The following is an 18,269-nucleotide window of genomic DNA, read 5'->3' on the forward strand; positions in this document are numbered from 1 at the left end:
CCCCCTATAATTTTCTAAAATAATTGTTAATAAAGTGCAATGTATCTTTAGATTTTGTTCTATAGACCTACTATAAAATCATGTACTATTTAAACATGATACAAACACACATGATACAACACAACCATTTTTTTTAGTAGCGAAGAACAATCGAAGGAAGTGAAATGGATGGAAAATCAACCGCTCATAGAGCAACAAAAGGTCATACGCCAACCAAAAACGCATTTTAAATGGGGTAAAAACATCGCCTTGTATGTGATGCTAATTCCCGGAATCGTCCTAACCCTTATATTCTCATACCTCCCCATGGGGGGATTAGTTATTGCGTTTCAGGATTATAAACCATGGCTTGGAATGTTAAAATCGAATTGGGTGCAGTGGGATCACTTTGCGATGATGTTTCTACGCGATGACAGTGTACAAATTATATGGAATACTCTAATCATTTCCAGTGCGAAATTGACGGCGGGCTTAATTATTCCAATTGTTTTTTCTTTATTGTTAAACGAGGTGCGTCAATTATTTTTTAAGAAAACAGTACAGACCCTAGTCTATTTACCTCATTTTCTTTCCTGGGTCATACTAGGGGGGATTCTCACCGATTTGCTGTCGTCTTCCGGATTAATCAACTCTTGGGTTGAAAAATTGAATCACGGGAAACCAATATTATTTTTGGCGGATGGGGATTGGTTTCGAATTATCGTCGTGATCAGCGATATTTGGAAAGAATTCGGGTTTGCAACCATTGTGTTTCTTGCCGCATTGGCTGGTGTTAATCCCTCCTTATATGAGGCTGCAGAAGTGGATGGTGCCGGTCGCTGGAAGCAAACCCTGAATATTACATTGCCTGCTATCGCGCCTATTATTGTCGTAGTCGGCACATTATCGTTGGGAAATATTTTGAATGCCGGCTTTGATCAAATCTTCAATCTATATAATCCGCTTGTTTATTCTAAGGGAGACATTATCGATACTTTTGTGTACCGGACGGGGATCATTAGCGGTGGATTCAGTTTTGCGACAGCAGTCGGCATGTTCAAATCTGTAATTGGCTTTATATTAATTGCATTAGCTTATTGGTCTTCAGGTAAATTTGCGAATTATCGAATTTTTTAATAATGACTATTGAAAAAGAGGTGAGTAACCGTGTATTACAAGAATCCCAAATATCGTATTTTTTACTTCATTAATAGTATCTTTTTAATATTTATCTCGCTTCTATGCATTTTTCCACTCATTCATATCCTAGCAGTTTCGTTTAGTTCGGGAGCAGCAGCCAGCGCAAATCTAGTGTCTCTATGGCCTGTTCATTTCACATGGGATGCTTATCAAAAAACGCTTGGCGATAACCACTTTTTACTTTCTATTTGGAATTCCAGCGTAAGAGTTGGCTTGGGTGTAACGCTTGGGATGATGGTCACCTTGTTAACCGCATATCCATTGTCGAAGATTGGAGCAAGAGAGATGAAAGGCAGAGTTTGGATGACATGGTACTTCGTGTTTCCGATGCTGTTCAGCGGAGGATTGATACCTTTCTATATTCTTGTTCAAAAGCTTGGGCTGATTAATTCGATATGGGTATTGATACTGCCCGGATTAGCTGGAACTTGGAATATTATATTGTTAATCAATTTTTTGCGCGCACTGCCGAGAGAATTGGAGGAAGCAAGTTTAGTCGATGGTGCGGGACATTTCAGGACACTAATTTCTATTTATGTTCCTTTATCAATGCCCGCTATAGCTACACTGTCTTTGTTTGTAGCTGTGGGGCACTGGAATTCCTGGTTCGACGGCTTGATTTTCTTGTCGGATAAGGCCAAATGGCCGTTGAGCACCTTGCTTCAGACGCTGATTGTGATGCCAGATCCGACCAAACTTCAAAATAATATGGATCCGCGAATTCTTGAAAACTTCTCTCAGCAGACGGTAAAAGCGGCTCAGATTTTTATTGGCTCACTGCCAATTCTCGCAGTTTACCCTTTTCTTCAACGCTATTTTGTGAAAGGAATCGTAATAGGAGCGGTAAAAGAATAGGGTTTGGTTAATAAAGTGGAATGGATATTGAAAGTTTTCTATATCTAAGCACAATATTGCAGATATAAAATTATGGTGTAATTAACAATAAATTAAAGGGGTTGTGAAACAAAATGTTGGATAGACCCAAGAAGAGCTTAATGGTTTTACTTATCTTAATCCTTTCGTTTTCTGTATTTACTGCATGCAGCAAGGAGACGAACAGTAACAACGCAGGGCAAAATTCAAGTCCGGAAGCAAGTAAGGCACCAGAGGCCGTTACCGAGGATAATTTTTCGAAAGGGAAATTTGATCCGCCGGTAACCATTACAACGTCGGGGTGTACCAACTCAGCGTATGTGTTTAAGAACGGAGAAACGCTTGAAAACAACGTACATACCAAATGGGCGAAAGATCGGCTAGGAATTGATATTAAATACAACTGGGTCACAGCGGATGACCAATGTTCCACCAAAATTCGTTTAGCACTTTCCTCTGGAGAGCGGCTGCCGGATGTCATGCGCATGCATGATCAGAATCTCATCAACGACTTAATTGAAGCCGACAAGCTGATGGACATCACATCTGCTTTTGACCAATACGCTTCGGAAGAACTGAAAGCCATTTACAATCAAGATCCTTCCTATTGGTACGGAGCAGCAAGAGACGGCAAAAAATATGGAATTCCAATTCTCAATTTTTCCTTGCAGAATGATCCATTAATGTGGGTTCGACAAGATTGGCTGGAACAGTTGAATTTGCAAGCGCCTACAACCTTTGACGAACTGGAAGTAGTGATGGACGCTTTCATAGAAGCCAATTTAGGAAATGTCAAAAAACCGGTCGGCATGGCGGTTGGAATTAAAAACGGCTATGCAACCTGGATGTCTGATGCCAGCTGGATTTTCGGCGGTTATGGCGTCATTCCCGGGTATTGGAACAAGTGGAACGGTGCTAGCGAATTGCAATACGGCTCTATTCGACCAGAAGCCAAGGAAGCGTTGGCCAAAATGAACGAATGGTACAATAAAGGCTATATTTCACCGGATGCTGGTTTGTCCGACGAAAGCAAAGCTTCTGAACTGTTTACAAATGGAAGCTCAGGGTTTATTTTCGGACCGATGTGGATGGCGGGTTGGCCGATGCGCGATGTGCTTCAGCAGAATAATCCGGACGCGAAGTATAAAGCTTATCCGGTACCATCTGGACCATCAGGGAAATCAGGCCTACACGGTTCTCCAATTCCGGATGGAGCGCTTATGATCAGCAAAGATTTTAAGCATATCGATGCCTTGATTTTGTATCTGAATACGCTGGCTGCGGGAGCAATCGCGAAAGACGGAGAGTTCATGTATGGTTGGCATGAAGATTACGATTATACAATGATTGATGGAAAACCTAGCTATAACGGAGACGATGTACCGGGCGGTCAAGTTTATCCGGAAAAATATTTCTTGATGCAGGCACCGCTTGATCCTTATCACGAATTGAATCTGATGAAAAAAATTGCAAACAATGAACCGATCGATTCCCCGCGGGATCAAGTGACGGCGGAAAATATTAAAACCGACGAGGCCGCCAGAATCAGATATGAAACCGACTTAATGGCGGAAGCGCAAAAAGACAGAGGACTTCATAATTTGTATACTGGAGCAGCAACCAAAACACTACTAGAAAAAGGAGAAGCCTTGAAAAAAATAGAAGGAGAAACCTTTTCGGAAATAATCTACGGAAAAGCACCGATAGATAATTTCGATAGTTTTGTTAAAAAATGGAGTGACCTTGGCGGGGTGCAATTGACTAGTGAAGTGAATGATTGGTACAAATCTGTTGGCGGGAAATAATTCTTAATCACTTCATACTCATCCAAAGGACGGAGGTCGGTATATTCCGATTTCCGTCCTTTTTTTTATAAGTTAAAAAGTCAAGACGTGAAGCGTAGGAGGGTTTAGGGATATGAAAGAACCAGTTCTGCTTGGCAGTCAGTTATATATTAATAAAGATGATACGCCTAATTACGTAAGACAAATGGTTAGGAGCATGAAAGAAAACGGACTGGACATCATTCGTTTATTTATGGTCTGGGAGCAGCTGGAACCGACAGAAGGGGAATGGCAATTTGACAATTATGACGCTTGTTTCGATGAAGCTTTGTCATTAGGTCTTTCGGTTGTTCCGACACTCATGTCTGTTAGTCCACCGGGGTGGATGCGTCTTACGCAAGGGCCGCAGTCCGTTGCCGATCTGGACGATCCTGCATACCAAAAACGAATGAAAATTTACATTGAACGAATAGTGACGAAATACAAAGATTATAAAAATCTGGATTCCTGGATTTTATGGAATGAAGCTTCCCGAAGTATTTCAATGGGCCAACATGCGATGCGGGCGTATGCGGATTATGTGCGCAAGAAATATAAAAAAATCGAAACCTACAATTTAATGACTTATCAACAGTATCGTTCATTTGATGAATTGGCGGAAGAGACGCAATCGAGTGGCGTCGTTAACGACCTGCCTTTCAAGTCATACGCTGAGCAGTTGGAATGGATGCGTTTCTCCGTTCATAATCTGAATCAAAATTTGATATTCATTCGTGATGAGATTCGGAAATACGATTCCATACACCCCGTTCAAGTAAACCCGCATAACTTGCAAGGGGATATGCAATCCATGGGGCAATCCATATGGGAAGAGAGCAAAATCGTCGATTTCTTGGGCTGCTCAGCGCATCCCGTTTGGCACTCTTTACGATTCCCATTAAGTCGCTGGACACAATCGGTCGGTTTCTTCGCAGACCTGATGAAGAGTGCTACTCAGCACCCAGAGCGAAAATTCTGGGTAACGGAACTACAGGGGGGAGCGTCCATCTTTTCGGCGGGGCAAACGTATACACCGTCTAAAGAAACTCTCCAGAGCTGGATGTGGGAAAGCATTGGCAGCGGGGCAAAAGCGGTTGTATTCTGGTGCTTCAATTCACGAAACAGCGGGTACGAGGCTGGAGAATGGTCATTGCTTAATCAGTTGGAACAGCCTTCACCTCGTCTGGCAGCAGTCAAAGAAGTGGCCGAGACTCTAAGAAAGAATGAGAAATTGTTCTCACTCGCTCATCCCGAGTGCGGGAAAGTAGTGATCTTATATTCGGAACCATCTTGGGCGCTCGGTCAGTTAGAAGGAGATGGACATGATCTGTTGAATCCGAGAAACAAAAATATGTACGCGGACGCTATGGCAGGAAGTTATTTGATGTTTTCCGATCTATCCATAACGGCAGAGTTCATAAATGATCGTCGGTTGGAGCAAGAGGGAATCCCTGCAGGTGCCCAAATTCTAATCCTGCCGAACTCGATTGTGTTAACCGAGTCCATGCTTGTCGAGGTTGAAAAATTTGCGCGTCATGGCGGAACAGTCATCGCAGATGGTCTAACGGCGATGAAGGGTGAGAATGGAAATATGAACCGGACGGTATGGAGGCAATCTGGTGAATTATTCGGCTCTATCGTTCAAGATATTGAGATAGATCGAGAAAAGCTGCGAATAACGCTGGAACAAAATGACACCCTGGAAGGTTGGTATTATCGATTGCCTCTTCAGGCAGACGAATCGGCAACCGTGTTGGGAACGTTTTTCGATGGCCGTCCTGCTATAACGGAACGTCGAATCGGCGAAGGGAAAATGATTCGAATCGGAACTAGTTTCTTTCAACATTATTTTGCGAAACCTCAGTCTAATCTTTTATCATTTTTACGTAATCTTGTCGGCCGACATCTGTTTGAGGAGGTTAAGTTAATAAACAGCAGTAGTCAGCTTCGTTTAAGGGTATTAGGTCATCCGCAAGGAAAAATATTGATCCTGATCAACGAAGGGGACATGGCTGAGGCGCAGTTTTCATTCAACGTTCCAGGCCAGTTGATTCCTCTTAATCGGGTAGAGAGCAGCAGAACGCTGCAATGTGGGGATCTGATCTCTAAAGAAATCCCCGAACACAGTGTTTCCATTTGGTTTTACAGGACGGATTAAAATTTTATTCGATTGATGGGAGGGGAAGATGTGACCATAACTAATGCTATAAAGCGATACGATCGGTGGACGAAGTTTTTTGTGCTGGATTTGGGTGTCGAATCGGTTGTTTTTAGCGCACCTTCTGGGCATAGGACGGTACGCAGCGCTTTTCTTCATCAGCCTGCCAATCTCGTATACGATGATCATGGATATGAGAGGATCGTGTCTGATGGCGATATCGTTATTGCTGTTCGTTTCACGCCAACAGAACTTGGGACCTACGGATGGAAGGCGTTTAATAGCAATCAGGAGGTTGTTGAGAAAGGGGAACTCGAATGCGAGACTTCTAATCATCCTGGGTTTGTTGTCATCAGTGAACGGGATGGGCGTTATTTTGAATGCAGCAACGGAGAAGCCATTTGCGTATTCGGGATTAATCTTTGCTCAGCTTCAAGCTATCCTTTATCGGAGGGCAAAGAATTTCAAATCTCTGATCAATTTGGGACGCTAGGCTTGCTTGACTATAATCGTTGGTTTCACGAATTTAGCGAAAATGGAGGGAATTTCGTTCGCTTATGGCTTTCCAGCTCTTATTTTGAACCCGAAACAGGCATAGCCGGCGACCTGGATTTGGTGAAATTAGCTCGCCTCGACCAAGTTGTGGAGCTTGCAAGAGTTTACGGCATCCGCTTGAAATTTTGTTTGGAGCATTTTCGTACATTGGATCCGTTCCGCTCCGAATGGTCTAATCGGGTTTTAGAGCATCCGTTAAACGGCAAACATCCTAAAGATATGGATGATTGGTTCACCAACGAGGAATGGCAAAGTCTATGGTGGCGCAAGGTTGAAGCGTATGTTGCGAGGTACGGGGATGACCCGGTCGTTATGGCTTGGGAGCTATGGAATGAAATCAACGCTTGCAGCACTTCCAGCTGGTCTATCTTGCGAGATTGGACAAAAACAACCGCGTCTAAATTACAGCCATTGGTGCCGAACCAACTTGTTGTTAATTCGCTAGGCAGCTTTGATAAGGCAGAATGGAAGCCTGTCTATGATGATTTCCATATGGATCAGTTGGCATTCCAGCAAGTGCATCGATATTTGGACCAAGGCGCAGAGTTGGATATTTGCCATCAAGCATTCCGTCTTGGAGTTGATGCTGTACAGCAGACTAAACGCAAAGATAGGCCAGTATTGCTGGCGGAGACGGGTGCAGTCAACGATTGCCACACAGGCCCATTTCGGTGGTATCGTGCAGATCATCAAGGCGTTATTTTTCACGACACTGTTTATCCCGCCCTGTTCGCAGGAGCTGCAGGCCCAGGACAAATATGGCATTGGGATGAATATGTGGATAAGAATAATTTATGGCATTTATTCCGTCCGCTGCACAAATTAATGGATGGAATCGATCTTCCATCTGAGAATTTCGTTCCTTTCGAACTTACGAATGATCAGGTTTGGCTTTTGGGGCTTTCCGGAAAAAATCATCTTATCGGCCTTGCAAGAAGTCGTGGAGACGATTGGCAACGATTATTCATTCAGGGTATTAAACCGCAGAAGTTGGAGGGGTTGAATATCAACCTGTCCGAATGGAGCAAACAAACCGGCCATGTCCAGTTTATATCACCTTGGCATGATGGCTTGGAATATTCACAAGATTACAGCGGAACGCTTGCATTTCCGGATTTTGAAATTAGCAGCTTGTTCAAGATTCAATACTCTAATTCTATTTAACAAGACAGAAGTACAGCATGCGGGCAAGCGTCCGCCTTTAAATGATACGGGGGGAAGAATATGAAAAAATTATACTACGGTGCGGCATATTATCCCGAGCTGTGGCCCGAGAAGGCGATAATTGAGGATATTCGTTATATGAAAGAAGCGGGAATAAATGTAATTCGTATCGGCGAATTTGCATGGGCTAAGATGGAACCGAAAGAAAACGAGATCGATTTGTCTTTTTTTGTACGTATGATTGAACGATTTTATAACGAAGGAATCGAAACGATATTCTGCACGCCGACTCCAACACCTCCGATATGGCTGTCGCACGGGCATCCGGAACGCATGCATGTGGATGGCAGCGGTGCAACGATGGTGCATGGAGCCAGGCAGCATATGTGTACGAACAATAAATATTTCCGCGAGCGCTCTAGTAAAATCGTCAAGGCTATAGCAGAAGCGATCGGGCGTTTGCCTGGGGTGATTGGCTGGCAAACAGACAATGAATTTAAGTGTCACGTGAGCGAGTGCATGTGCGAGAGCTGCAAAGCGCAATGGCATGAATGGTTATTAGATCGGTACGGTATTATAGATAATCTTAATGAAGCTTGGGGAACTGAGATATGGAGCGAAAAATACCAGCTCTTCGATCAAGTGCCACAGCCATTCAAAGCGCCGTTTCATCATAATGCTTCATTAACCACAATGTACCAAAGATTCACACAGGAGAAAATTGCCGAGTTCCAAAACGAGCAGATTAATATTATTCGACAATATTCGGATGCGCCGATAACGCATAACTCCAATATCTGGTTTGCATTGGATAACGAACTATTATTTAAAAATTTGGATTTTGCATCGTTCGACGATTATCCAGATTGTGATAATTATGAACTCATGCTTCACCAATATGATTTATTTCGAAATATCAAGAAAGGCCGCCCATTTTGGGTCATGGAGACGAGCACCTCACACAACGGAAATCTATCTGGATATCAAAAAACCCACCGCAACGGTTATTTGGAAGCGGAAGCGGTCGCCGCATACGCATTCGGGGCTGAGGGGTTTAATCATTGGCTATGGCGCCAACAACGCTCTGGCTGCGAGCTGCCGCACGGGGCAGTTCTGAGCGCGTGGGGTAAGCCTACTGTTGGATATAAAAATGTACTGGCTGTTAGTGAAGCGAGAAAGCGGCTAGAGCCAATTTTACTTTCTACTACGATATGTCAAGCTGAAGTGGCTATGACCTATTCTGATCGGGCGAGAGTGTTTTTCTTGACCGAGCCATTGGAGAATTTGGAATATCGCACTATGGCTTATCATTGGTATAAAGAAGTCTTAGGTACAGGTATTTATCGCGACTGGATTCACGAAGGCCATGAGTTGAAGGGGTATAAAATACTGATCACGCCATTTGTTCCTTACCTATCCGATTCATATATTGACATAGCCTTGCAATTTGTGGAAGAGGGGGGGGTCTGGATTGTTGGACCGCTAACGGGAGGACGAACAGAAGAGCATACTGTTCATACAGGGGCTGGACTTGGCAGATTGGACACGCTGGCAGGTGTGGAGACCGTTTACACGTATCCGATGAGCGGATCAGATGCCGTTGGACATGCTTTTGGCTTGTCGGCTTCATTGGGATTATGGAGTTCTGTCTTCGAAACAAACGGTGCCCGAGTCATGGGTACAATCGAAGGCGGGGTTACACCAGGAATGGCTTTCTTGACAGAACATCAACATGGCAATGGGAAAATCGTGATGCTAGGCTCGATGCCGCAGGGAGAAGAAGGTTCACTTATGATCCAGGAATTGGTTAGGCACTACGCTAAAGAAACGGGAATTCGTCATTGGTTTGATACGTCATATGGCACAGTGGTGGCGCCGCGTCGCGGAGGTTCTGGTGAAGAAGTATGGATTGCAATCAATATGGACGGAAATGGCGGCTGGGTTTCACTACCTTCCGAGGCTATGGATATGCTGACTGGTGAGCAATTGAACGCAGGGAAACTTAAGATTCAACCTTACGCCTACCAAGTGATTCAATTCACTTCCGGGAATGAGTCAAATTAATAGGTAAAGGTGGAAGAACAATTATGACGACGAGCACTCAGCTTAATACGATTATCATTTTACGTCACGGCATCCGGCTGGATATTGACGATGAGCATTATCACCATTACCTTAAGCGGCCGCACGACATGCCGCTCTCGATCCGGGGGATCACACAGGCGAAGGAAACGGGACAATTTTTAAAGTCAGAACCAATCGATCATATTTTTGCTTCCCCTTTTTTTCGCACGTTGCAGACTGCTCATTTCGTTGCAGAAGCTGTGGGTCGGACCGTTAACATAGAAAGCGGTTTAATAGAGATGCTAAAACCGGAGTGGTTTCCTGCTTATCCCACTCTTATGTCATTAGAAGAGGCCTCATCCGTGTTTTCAAGCGTCAATCCGGGCTATCGACCGTTATTCGAACCGGAATATCCAGAAACGGATTATAATGTTGGCGTTTTCGAGCGGATTAAGAGTACACTGAATGTTATCTCTGAGCAATATGGAGGTACGATTCTGATCGTCGGGCACGGCGCTTCCACGCAGACGGCGGCGAGGGTGCTCGCCCACCCAGAATCACCGGATGGCTTCGATGGGAAGATGTGTGCGCTGAACAAATATGTTCGCCAAGGAGATAAATGGAATTTGGAGTACGCGACCACAAAGCATTTAAGCGCCGAATCGGTCGAATAGCCCGGGCTGTAGACCACTTGCTTTACGGTATAAGTTACCGAAAGTGAGTGGTTTTTCTATAAATGAATATGATTAATAAAGTATAATCGATCTTGAATTATTCTTATATAATTTGTGGAAATAACATACTAAAATGAAGGCGTAGAGAATCGGAATGAAAGCGATATTATCGAAAAAGGAGAAATGCTATGCAGTGTAGTTCATAATTAAGACCTGTCTAAGGAAATTGGCTGCAAGTAAAAAGCAGGGAATTGAAAGCGCTCCCAAAAACTAGGAGGGTATCAAATGTCCATAAGGAAAATGAGAAGATCGAAATACAAAATGCTAAATATGATATTGGCAGCTGCTCTTATATTGGGGCTTTGCTCCGCAGGGTTAGCTCCATCTCCTGCAGAGGCCAGTTCCCTTACACCCATTGTTGATGTTGACACTACGATCATGGACGGTACAAGCAACCTTTCTCTTGGTGTCACTCATACCCATAAATTTTGGGAGGCTGGTGAAGCGGAAGCGGTACAGCGCGCCAAAGATTTATTAAAGCCCGTTATTAATTTCCAGAACGTTCATATCATGGGCTGGGGAGCAGAGAATCCGTGGAAATCCAAAGACGAAGATATTGATTATTCGTCTTTGGACAAACGGATAAACATGATGAGAGAGCTTGGCGGAGAACTGGTGATTACGTTCTGTACCGCGCCAGGCTGGATGAAGACAAGCGGCAACGATTGGAATATGGATGACCGGGTGAAAGATGAGCATGTAGATGATTTTGCATATCTTGCCGCGGAAATTGCAAAGAACTACCCTGATGTAAAGCACTTCCAGATTTGGAATGAGTTCAAAGGATACTGGAACGGAAATATCGTGAATAGTGATGGTACCAAAGGGAATTATGACTACATCAAATATACTGAAATGTATAACAAAGTATATACCGCAGTAAAAGAAGTACGTCCCGATGCGGTTGTTGGGGGCTTCTATCTTTCTCTTACCGGTGACGGTTCTGAGACGCTAAGGTACCAAGGCAACAATACTCATGTACCGTTCAACGCCAAAGATATGGATGCAATGGAATATTGGCTGACGCACAAAGTAGGAGCCGATTTTATTGCGCTTGACCGTTGGTTCAAGGATTGGAACAATCCGAATAAAATAACCTTGGAAGACGGCTTGGAGCTGGCATGGGTTTACGGAAAGGCTATTGAAGATATTAAGGCGAAGACGGACCTGCCGATTTGGTTCTCCGAATACTATTCGCATCAAAATGCCGAAGATAGCAGCCCATATGTCGGCGCCGCTATGGCATCGATTTACTATCATATGATTAAAGCTGCGGGCGGCAGAGAAATAAATGCGCTTCTGTGGAATCCCACAGAAGGTGAAGACTTTGTCAAGCACAACCTGTTTACATCAACAGATAATGCCGGCGGCGGACAACCTACCCCACACTACTATGTGTACAAAGGGATGCATGACTATTTCTCTGCAGGCAAAAGGCTCGTGAAAGCAACATCCTCCGATCCGAATATTGAAGTATTGGCAACAGTAGAGAAGACGATGCTGATCAACAAATACAAGTTTCCAAGAGATGTACGAGTGAACGGTAGAATCATCACTCTGGACGCTTATGAAGTTCGTTTCATGGATCCGCCTCTAGTAACAGTTAATGTAGACGATACTCATCCGAATCTCATTTATACGGGGCATTGGAATACGGATAGAACCAATACGGGGTTTTTCGGTCAAACACAAACTTTTATTGACGCAGATCCGGGAATTGAGAGTTCAGTAGAATTAACATTTACTGGAAATGAAATTTCTTGGTATTATGCCAAAGGACTTAACCGTGGCGTAACAGATGTCTACATAGACGGTGTTAAAGAAGCAACAGTGGATTTGTACACTCCAGTTTGGGAAGGACCATCGAGTCTGTTCTACAAGCAATGGGATCAAGTAGGAACCCATACGATCAAATTAGTTCCAAAGGCTGAAAAACACCCTGACTCTACCAGCTATTATTCAGGAATTGATCGTTTCGAGTTTATTGGATATAACTTGGCGGTAGAGGAGCAGGTGGAAGAACCGGATTCCGGGAAAGCAGAGCAAATACACTTTACGCTTACGGGACCGCATTCCGTTACATTTGATTGGAAGGCCGGTCCGGATGAAATTCATTACTGGGAAACATCAAGTGATGTAAAGGCCGTTCAAGCCGGCGAACCGGACATTGTGCCGATGTCCTCGGAAGGGCCGTGGCGAGAGGCGAGAATCACCGGGCTTAAACCCGATACGACTTATCATTATTATATTAACGAGGATGAGGAATACACATTTAGAACTGCACCGATCCCAGGAAATATGCCTGAGAAGAAACTGCCGAACGGTAATTCTGGATTTAAGTTCGTCACGACAGGAGACGTTGGTTCAACGCTAAACCATGGAAGATCTGTCGGCCCGATCAATGAATTGATTGCCAGCCTCAACGCAGATGTGTACTTTGGACTGGGAGATTACACCTATGCCAATACACAGAGCGATATGACATTCGGCATGCGCGTCGTTGAACGTCACTTTAACGATGTTATGTTATGGAGTACGCATGTACCCTTTATGCCATTATGGGGTAATCATGAATGGGATAGACCTGGGGACAATTTAACGAATTATAAAGGGCGATTCGATCTGCCAAATTCCCGGACTGAAGCGTCTTCACCAAAGATCAGTTACGGCAAGGGTGATTGGAACTGGTTTGATTATGGTAACACACGCTTTATCATTCAGCCTGAACCTTACAATACGGAAACCTGGTCAAATTGGGTAGAACAAGTCGATCCCATCTATGAACAGGCGCAGCTGGATCCGAACATCACATTTATTGTCACTTTGACTCATCGGCAAGTTTGGGCAACTTCATCCCGAACTAGTGATTCAACGCTTCAGAGTATGTTCAGAAATTTTGCGAAAAAATATCCTAAGTATGTACTGCATTTGAATGGCCACAACCATAATTATGAACGGACTAATCCGGAAGTAACCGATGGGGTTGTCTTTATTACGGTAGGAACCGGCGGTGTAGATCTTAATGGGCCCCCAATCGTAGATGGTTGCATATGGTCGGAATGTCCTGCTCCAGACTGGTCAGCTGAGCGATTCTATCAATGGGGAGCACTACAATTAACCTTCGAAGAAGATAAAATTGCAGGCGAATTTTATTGCGGTCCATCCGGAGGGTTTATGAACGCCGAACAAAGATTGAAACAAGAAGAAGAATTGTTGGCGAAAAAGGGAAAAGGAACCTGTGATTCTGGAGTTGTATTGGATACATTCACGATTCAATCTGCGGATACATCTGAGGTACCATCACCAGCATCAGCAGACATCAGTGTATTGAAAGTGAATGGTCAGCCTCTAAGTGGTTTTGATCATGGTCAACTAGATTACGAAGTAAATGTAAGCAATGATATAGAGTTTGCCGTTGTTACAACAACTCTTACAGGTTCGGATGCGAAAGTTGTTGTAACAGGTGGAAATAACTTGGTAATAGGTGAAAACTTGGTATATGTAACAATTAATCAGAATGATACTGAAGTTAAAAAGTATACGATTAAAGTCAATCGCGAGGGAAGTTCCGGCGAGGGTATGACTGGAACAGGAAAAGAGAGTGATCCATTTATTATCAAGACTGCAGCTCATCTCGATAGTATTCGCGATAAATTGGGTCAGACGAGTCAACCGGGGGATTATGCATGGCATTATAAGCTTGGTGCTGACATCGATCTAGATAGATTTGATGCTGGAGACGGCAAAGGTTGGATGCCGATCGGGACAATGGCTAATCCATTCTATGGTTCGCTTGATGGCAACGGCTATGTAATCAGCAATTTGTTCATCAACCGTCCGGACATTTCTAAAGATGTGGGATTATTCGGTTATTCGAAAGGGAAAGTCATTTTCAAAAACATCAGACTGGAAAACGTCCATGTCACAGGACAAACCGAAGTAGGCGCATTAATTGGTCTTATGAGTGATCAACAGCCTAGTGTCATTGAAAATACTTACGCCACCGGCGTAGTAAAAGGGACTGGATCAGTCGGCGGATTAATTGGCGATCTGCAGCACACAACCATTTTGAACAGCTATGCGATTGTAGATGTAACCGGGAACAATAGTAATGTAGGAGGACTAGCCGGGAAAACATCCTCATCTGCTGCAAAAGAAAGAATTATTAATAGTTATTCGGCAGGAAAGGTGTCGATCGGAGGCGGAATTCTCGGAGGCGGCAGTGCTACCTCTCCACAAGTTGTATCTTCTTATTGGGATCTCGTTACATCGGCTAGACCAACAAGCTTTAGCGGCGGCGTAGGAAAATCGACCGCGGATATGAAGAAACAATCCACGTTTGTGGGTTGGGATTTCGACAACTTATGGACAATATCCGAAGGAGTGAGTTATCCAACGCACAGAAGCCTGCGACCGGATGCAATGGAGAATGTTAATTTGTCGGGACTAAGCATCAATGGCATCCCTCTGGCTGGTTTTTCAGCTGATAAATTAACGGGTTATACAATGAACGTTTTGAAAGACGTCAATTCTGTAACCGTATCTGCGACATTCGTAGCGGATTCGAACACGAAGCTCGAGGTTACGGGAGGAAGCGCTTTGGTTTTCGGGCCGAATCTTGTTAAGGTAACGGTAACGGCACAAGATTCAACGATACAAGCTTATGAGATAACCGTGAGCCGTGAGGCGGATGTAAAATCTTCGAAAAAGAACTTGGCGGATCTCAAAGTCAATGGAAAAACGTTCGAAGGGTTTGACCCAAGTGTCCATTATTATATGATGGATGTATCTCACGGTACGACCGAATTGACGGTAGAAGCAGCCGTTGAGGAAGGTTCGAATGCAATGCTGGATATTGGTGTCGTCGGTAAGCTTGCCCTATCAGGCAACACGGTAAGCAATTTGCAGGTAGCCGATAATACGGTTAAGTTTACAGTAACCGCGGAAGACGGAACCAAACAAATTTATTTATTGGTCATTACACGTGGGCCGTATATCCCCACACCAGAAGAAACGATGTCGGGTTCTGGTTCGATTACTGATCCGTATATCGTAACATCTGCGATACATCTTAACTTGATCCGGGATAATCTGTCTGCCCACTTTAAACAAGGGGCGAATATAGATTTGTCTGGATATAGTGCAGCTGACGGATTGGGCTGGCTACCGATTGGGGATAGTGTTGCTCAATTCCGAGGATCTTACGACGGTAATGGCTACAAGATAACCGGTTTAACAATCAATCGACCTACTATGGACTATGTGGGACTTTTCAGTTATTCGACAGGAATTCATTATAAAAATGTTAGATTGGAAGACGTAAACGTAACCGGGAAGAATAGGGTCGGCGGATTGGTTGCCTATATGGGCGGAAGCGGGTCCATTGCAAATTCAAGTGTAACAGGGTCGGTTACTGGAAATCAATATGTCGGAGGGTTAGTAGGAGGAGGTCAACGATCACCGATATCTAATAGCTACACAGATGTAAAGGTAACCGGCGTTCAGTACGTTGGAGGACTCACTGGATATCTGGATAACCAAAATGATGTTTTCGGTAAGGTTACCAATAGCTACTCTGTTGGAGAAGTGTCCGGACAAACCGATGTTGGCGGGTTGATCGGCGGCGTTAAGGACGGTCCTTCACCGAAGTATTCCATAACTTCATCCTATTGGGATACCCAAAGTTCCAATCAGCTTACTAGTGTCTATGGAACGGGTAAAACGACAGCGGAAATGAAGATGAAATCTACATTTGTTGGATGGGATTTTGTTAAAGTATGGGAGATTAATGAAGGAAATGACTATCCTAGACATCGGACAAATCCTGTATCATCGAATGCAGAGCTAACTGACCTGAAAGTGGATGGAACTACTGTTAGTGGGTTTAACAGCAATAAGTTGGATTATATCGTGAATGTACCGAATACCACTTCTTCCACGGTGGTAACTTACACGAAGGCTGACGAGAATGCGACGGTTGTCATCAGTGGCGGAAGCAATTTGGTTGTTGGAAACAACACCGTAAAAGTAACTGTGACTGCACAAGACTTGTCAACAAAGAAAGTTTTTGTTATCACAATCAAACGTGCACCGTCGTCAAATGCAAATCTTAGCGATTTGAAGATAGACGGTACTACAGTAAGCGGGTTCAGTGCAAACAAGTTGATCTATATTATGAATGTACCGAATAGCACGACTTCGTTAGCGGTATCCTACACGAAATCGGATGTAAAAGCCAAGGTCGAAGTGAGCAATACAAACAATCTCGTGGTTGGGGCAAACACGGTAACGGTGAAGGTGGTAGCAGAAGATAACACAGAAAAAGAGTACGTTATTATCGTTAACCGAGCAGTTGCAAACAACAGCAGCAGTAGCAATTCAAAACTGAGCGACCTGAAGGTAAACGGAACGACAGTGAGCGAATTTAGATCAGACAAGTTGATCTATGTCATGAATGTGCCGAATAGCACCGATTCGGTGACGGTATCGTACACGAAACAGGACGAGAATGCCACTGTTGAAGTGAGCGGTGCAAATGGCCTTGTGGTAGGGGCAAACACGGTAACGGTGAAGGTGGTAGCAGAAGATAACACAGAAAAAGAGTATGTTATTATCGTTAACCGAGCAGTTGCAAACAACAGCGGCGGTAGCATTCCAGTCATTATCGTACCTCCTAAAGAGAACCAAGTGAAATTACCCGCCGGTAAAGGCGGAACAACTAGCTTTGAAGAATCCATGATCATTACAATACCTGAAGGCGCAACCCAACAGGAATTAAATTTATCGGTAGAGAAAGTGAAGGAAACTTCACAACTCATTACAGATAAGGATGTTCTTCTTAGCCCAATCTTTGAAATTTTGAAAAACTTCACTAAGAACTTCTCTATTCCGGTTACGCTCACCTTCGTAATCGACCCGCATAAACTTGGAGAAGGTCAAACTGCATCTGTATTCTTCTATGACGAGGATAAAAAGGTTTGGGTGGAAATCGGAGGTATTGCAAGCGGCTATCATGTTACAGTTGAAGTGAATCACTTCACCAAATTTGCGGTTTTTGCCGTAGACAAGAAGTCTATGAATCCAGATACGGTGTTCAGCGACATTGCAAGCCATTGGGCGATGGATAGCATAAAATTGGCTGCATCTAAAGGCATAGTAAGCGGCTATGCTGACGGTACGTTCAAACCTGATGGAACTGTTACACGCGCTGAGTTCTCAGTCATGCTGGCCAATGCGCTGAACCTTCAAGGTGATGGGGCTGTCCTGAACTTTACCGACGAAGCAACCATTGGCTCGTGGGCTAGGAAAGCAATTTCACAAGCGGTGCAAGCAGGCATTGTCAAAGGATACGGGGACGGCAGTTTTAGGCCAAATGCTAAAGTTAGCCGCGCTGAGATGGTTATGATGCTGGCAAATGCGCTTGGCATCGTGCAAGATTCAAGGGCTTCAACCTCATTTGCTGATGATGCCGACATTCCGGTATGGGCTAAAGCAGCAGTTGAAGCAGCGGTAGAAAGTGGTATCGTTAAAGGCCGTAGCAACAATCGGTTTGCTCCGAAGGACACAGCGACAAGAGCGGAAGCGGTTACGGTTCTACTTAAAGCGCTTGAGTTCAAACACAACTAGAGAATCTTTCAATGAAAAGCAAGCGGATCGGGCTTAACAGCCTGATCCGCTTTTTTCGTGCATATTCAATGAGGGAACTTGTTAAATTGAGAA

The 18,269-nt window shown here is 44.1% G+C and carries 8 protein-coding genes; all 8 read left to right on the plus strand.

Annotated features, from left to right (window positions below; genetic code table 11):
* The first annotated feature begins 168 nt into the window (after positions 1-168).
* The 8 genes from CEF13_RS02690 to CEF13_RS02725 all read left to right on the plus strand — a co-directional run bounded on the left by CEF13_RS02690 (position 169) and on the right by CEF13_RS02725 (position 18,176).
* A complete protein-coding gene (locus CEF13_RS02690) occupies positions 169-1,116 on the plus strand; it encodes an ABC transporter permease (protein ID WP_102709297.1) in 948 nt (315 codons plus the stop codon).
* A 30-nt stretch (positions 1,117-1,146) separates the two neighbouring features.
* Entirely contained in the window at positions 1,147-2,034 is an 888-nt protein-coding gene (locus tag CEF13_RS02695; protein WP_102709298.1) for a carbohydrate ABC transporter permease, read from the plus strand.
* A gap of 113 nt (positions 2,035-2,147) precedes the next feature.
* Entirely contained in the window at positions 2,148-3,857 is a 1,710-nt protein-coding gene (locus CEF13_RS02700) for an extracellular solute-binding protein (protein ID WP_102709299.1), read from the plus strand.
* A gap of 112 nt (positions 3,858-3,969) precedes the next feature.
* A complete protein-coding gene (locus tag CEF13_RS02705; RefSeq protein WP_102709300.1) occupies positions 3,970-6,033 on the plus strand; it encodes a beta-galactosidase in 2,064 nt (687 codons plus the stop codon).
* Positions 6,034-6,063: 30 nt separating this feature from the next.
* The gene (locus CEF13_RS02710) at positions 6,064-7,752 is read left to right on the plus strand and encodes a glycoside hydrolase 5 family protein (protein WP_166742862.1); all 1,689 of its coding nucleotides are present in this window, start codon (positions 6,064-6,066) and stop codon (positions 7,750-7,752) included.
* Positions 7,753-7,812: 60 nt separating this feature from the next.
* Entirely contained in the window at positions 7,813-9,816 is a 2,004-nt protein-coding gene (locus CEF13_RS02715) for a beta-galactosidase (protein WP_102709302.1), read from the plus strand.
* A gap of 23 nt (positions 9,817-9,839) precedes the next feature.
* Positions 9,840-10,490, plus strand: a complete 651-nt coding sequence (locus CEF13_RS02720) for a histidine phosphatase family protein (protein ID WP_102709303.1) — start codon at positions 9,840-9,842, stop codon at positions 10,488-10,490.
* A gap of 285 nt (positions 10,491-10,775) precedes the next feature.
* Entirely contained in the window at positions 10,776-18,176 is a 7,401-nt protein-coding gene (locus tag CEF13_RS02725) for a cadherin-like beta sandwich domain-containing protein (protein WP_102709304.1), read from the plus strand.
* Positions 18,177-18,269: the final 93 nt, after the last annotated feature.

The sequence above is a fragment of the Paenibacillus castaneae genome, from assembly GCF_002884445.1.
Taxonomy (GTDB): Bacteria; Bacillota; Bacilli; order Paenibacillales; family Paenibacillaceae; genus Pristimantibacillus; species Pristimantibacillus castaneae.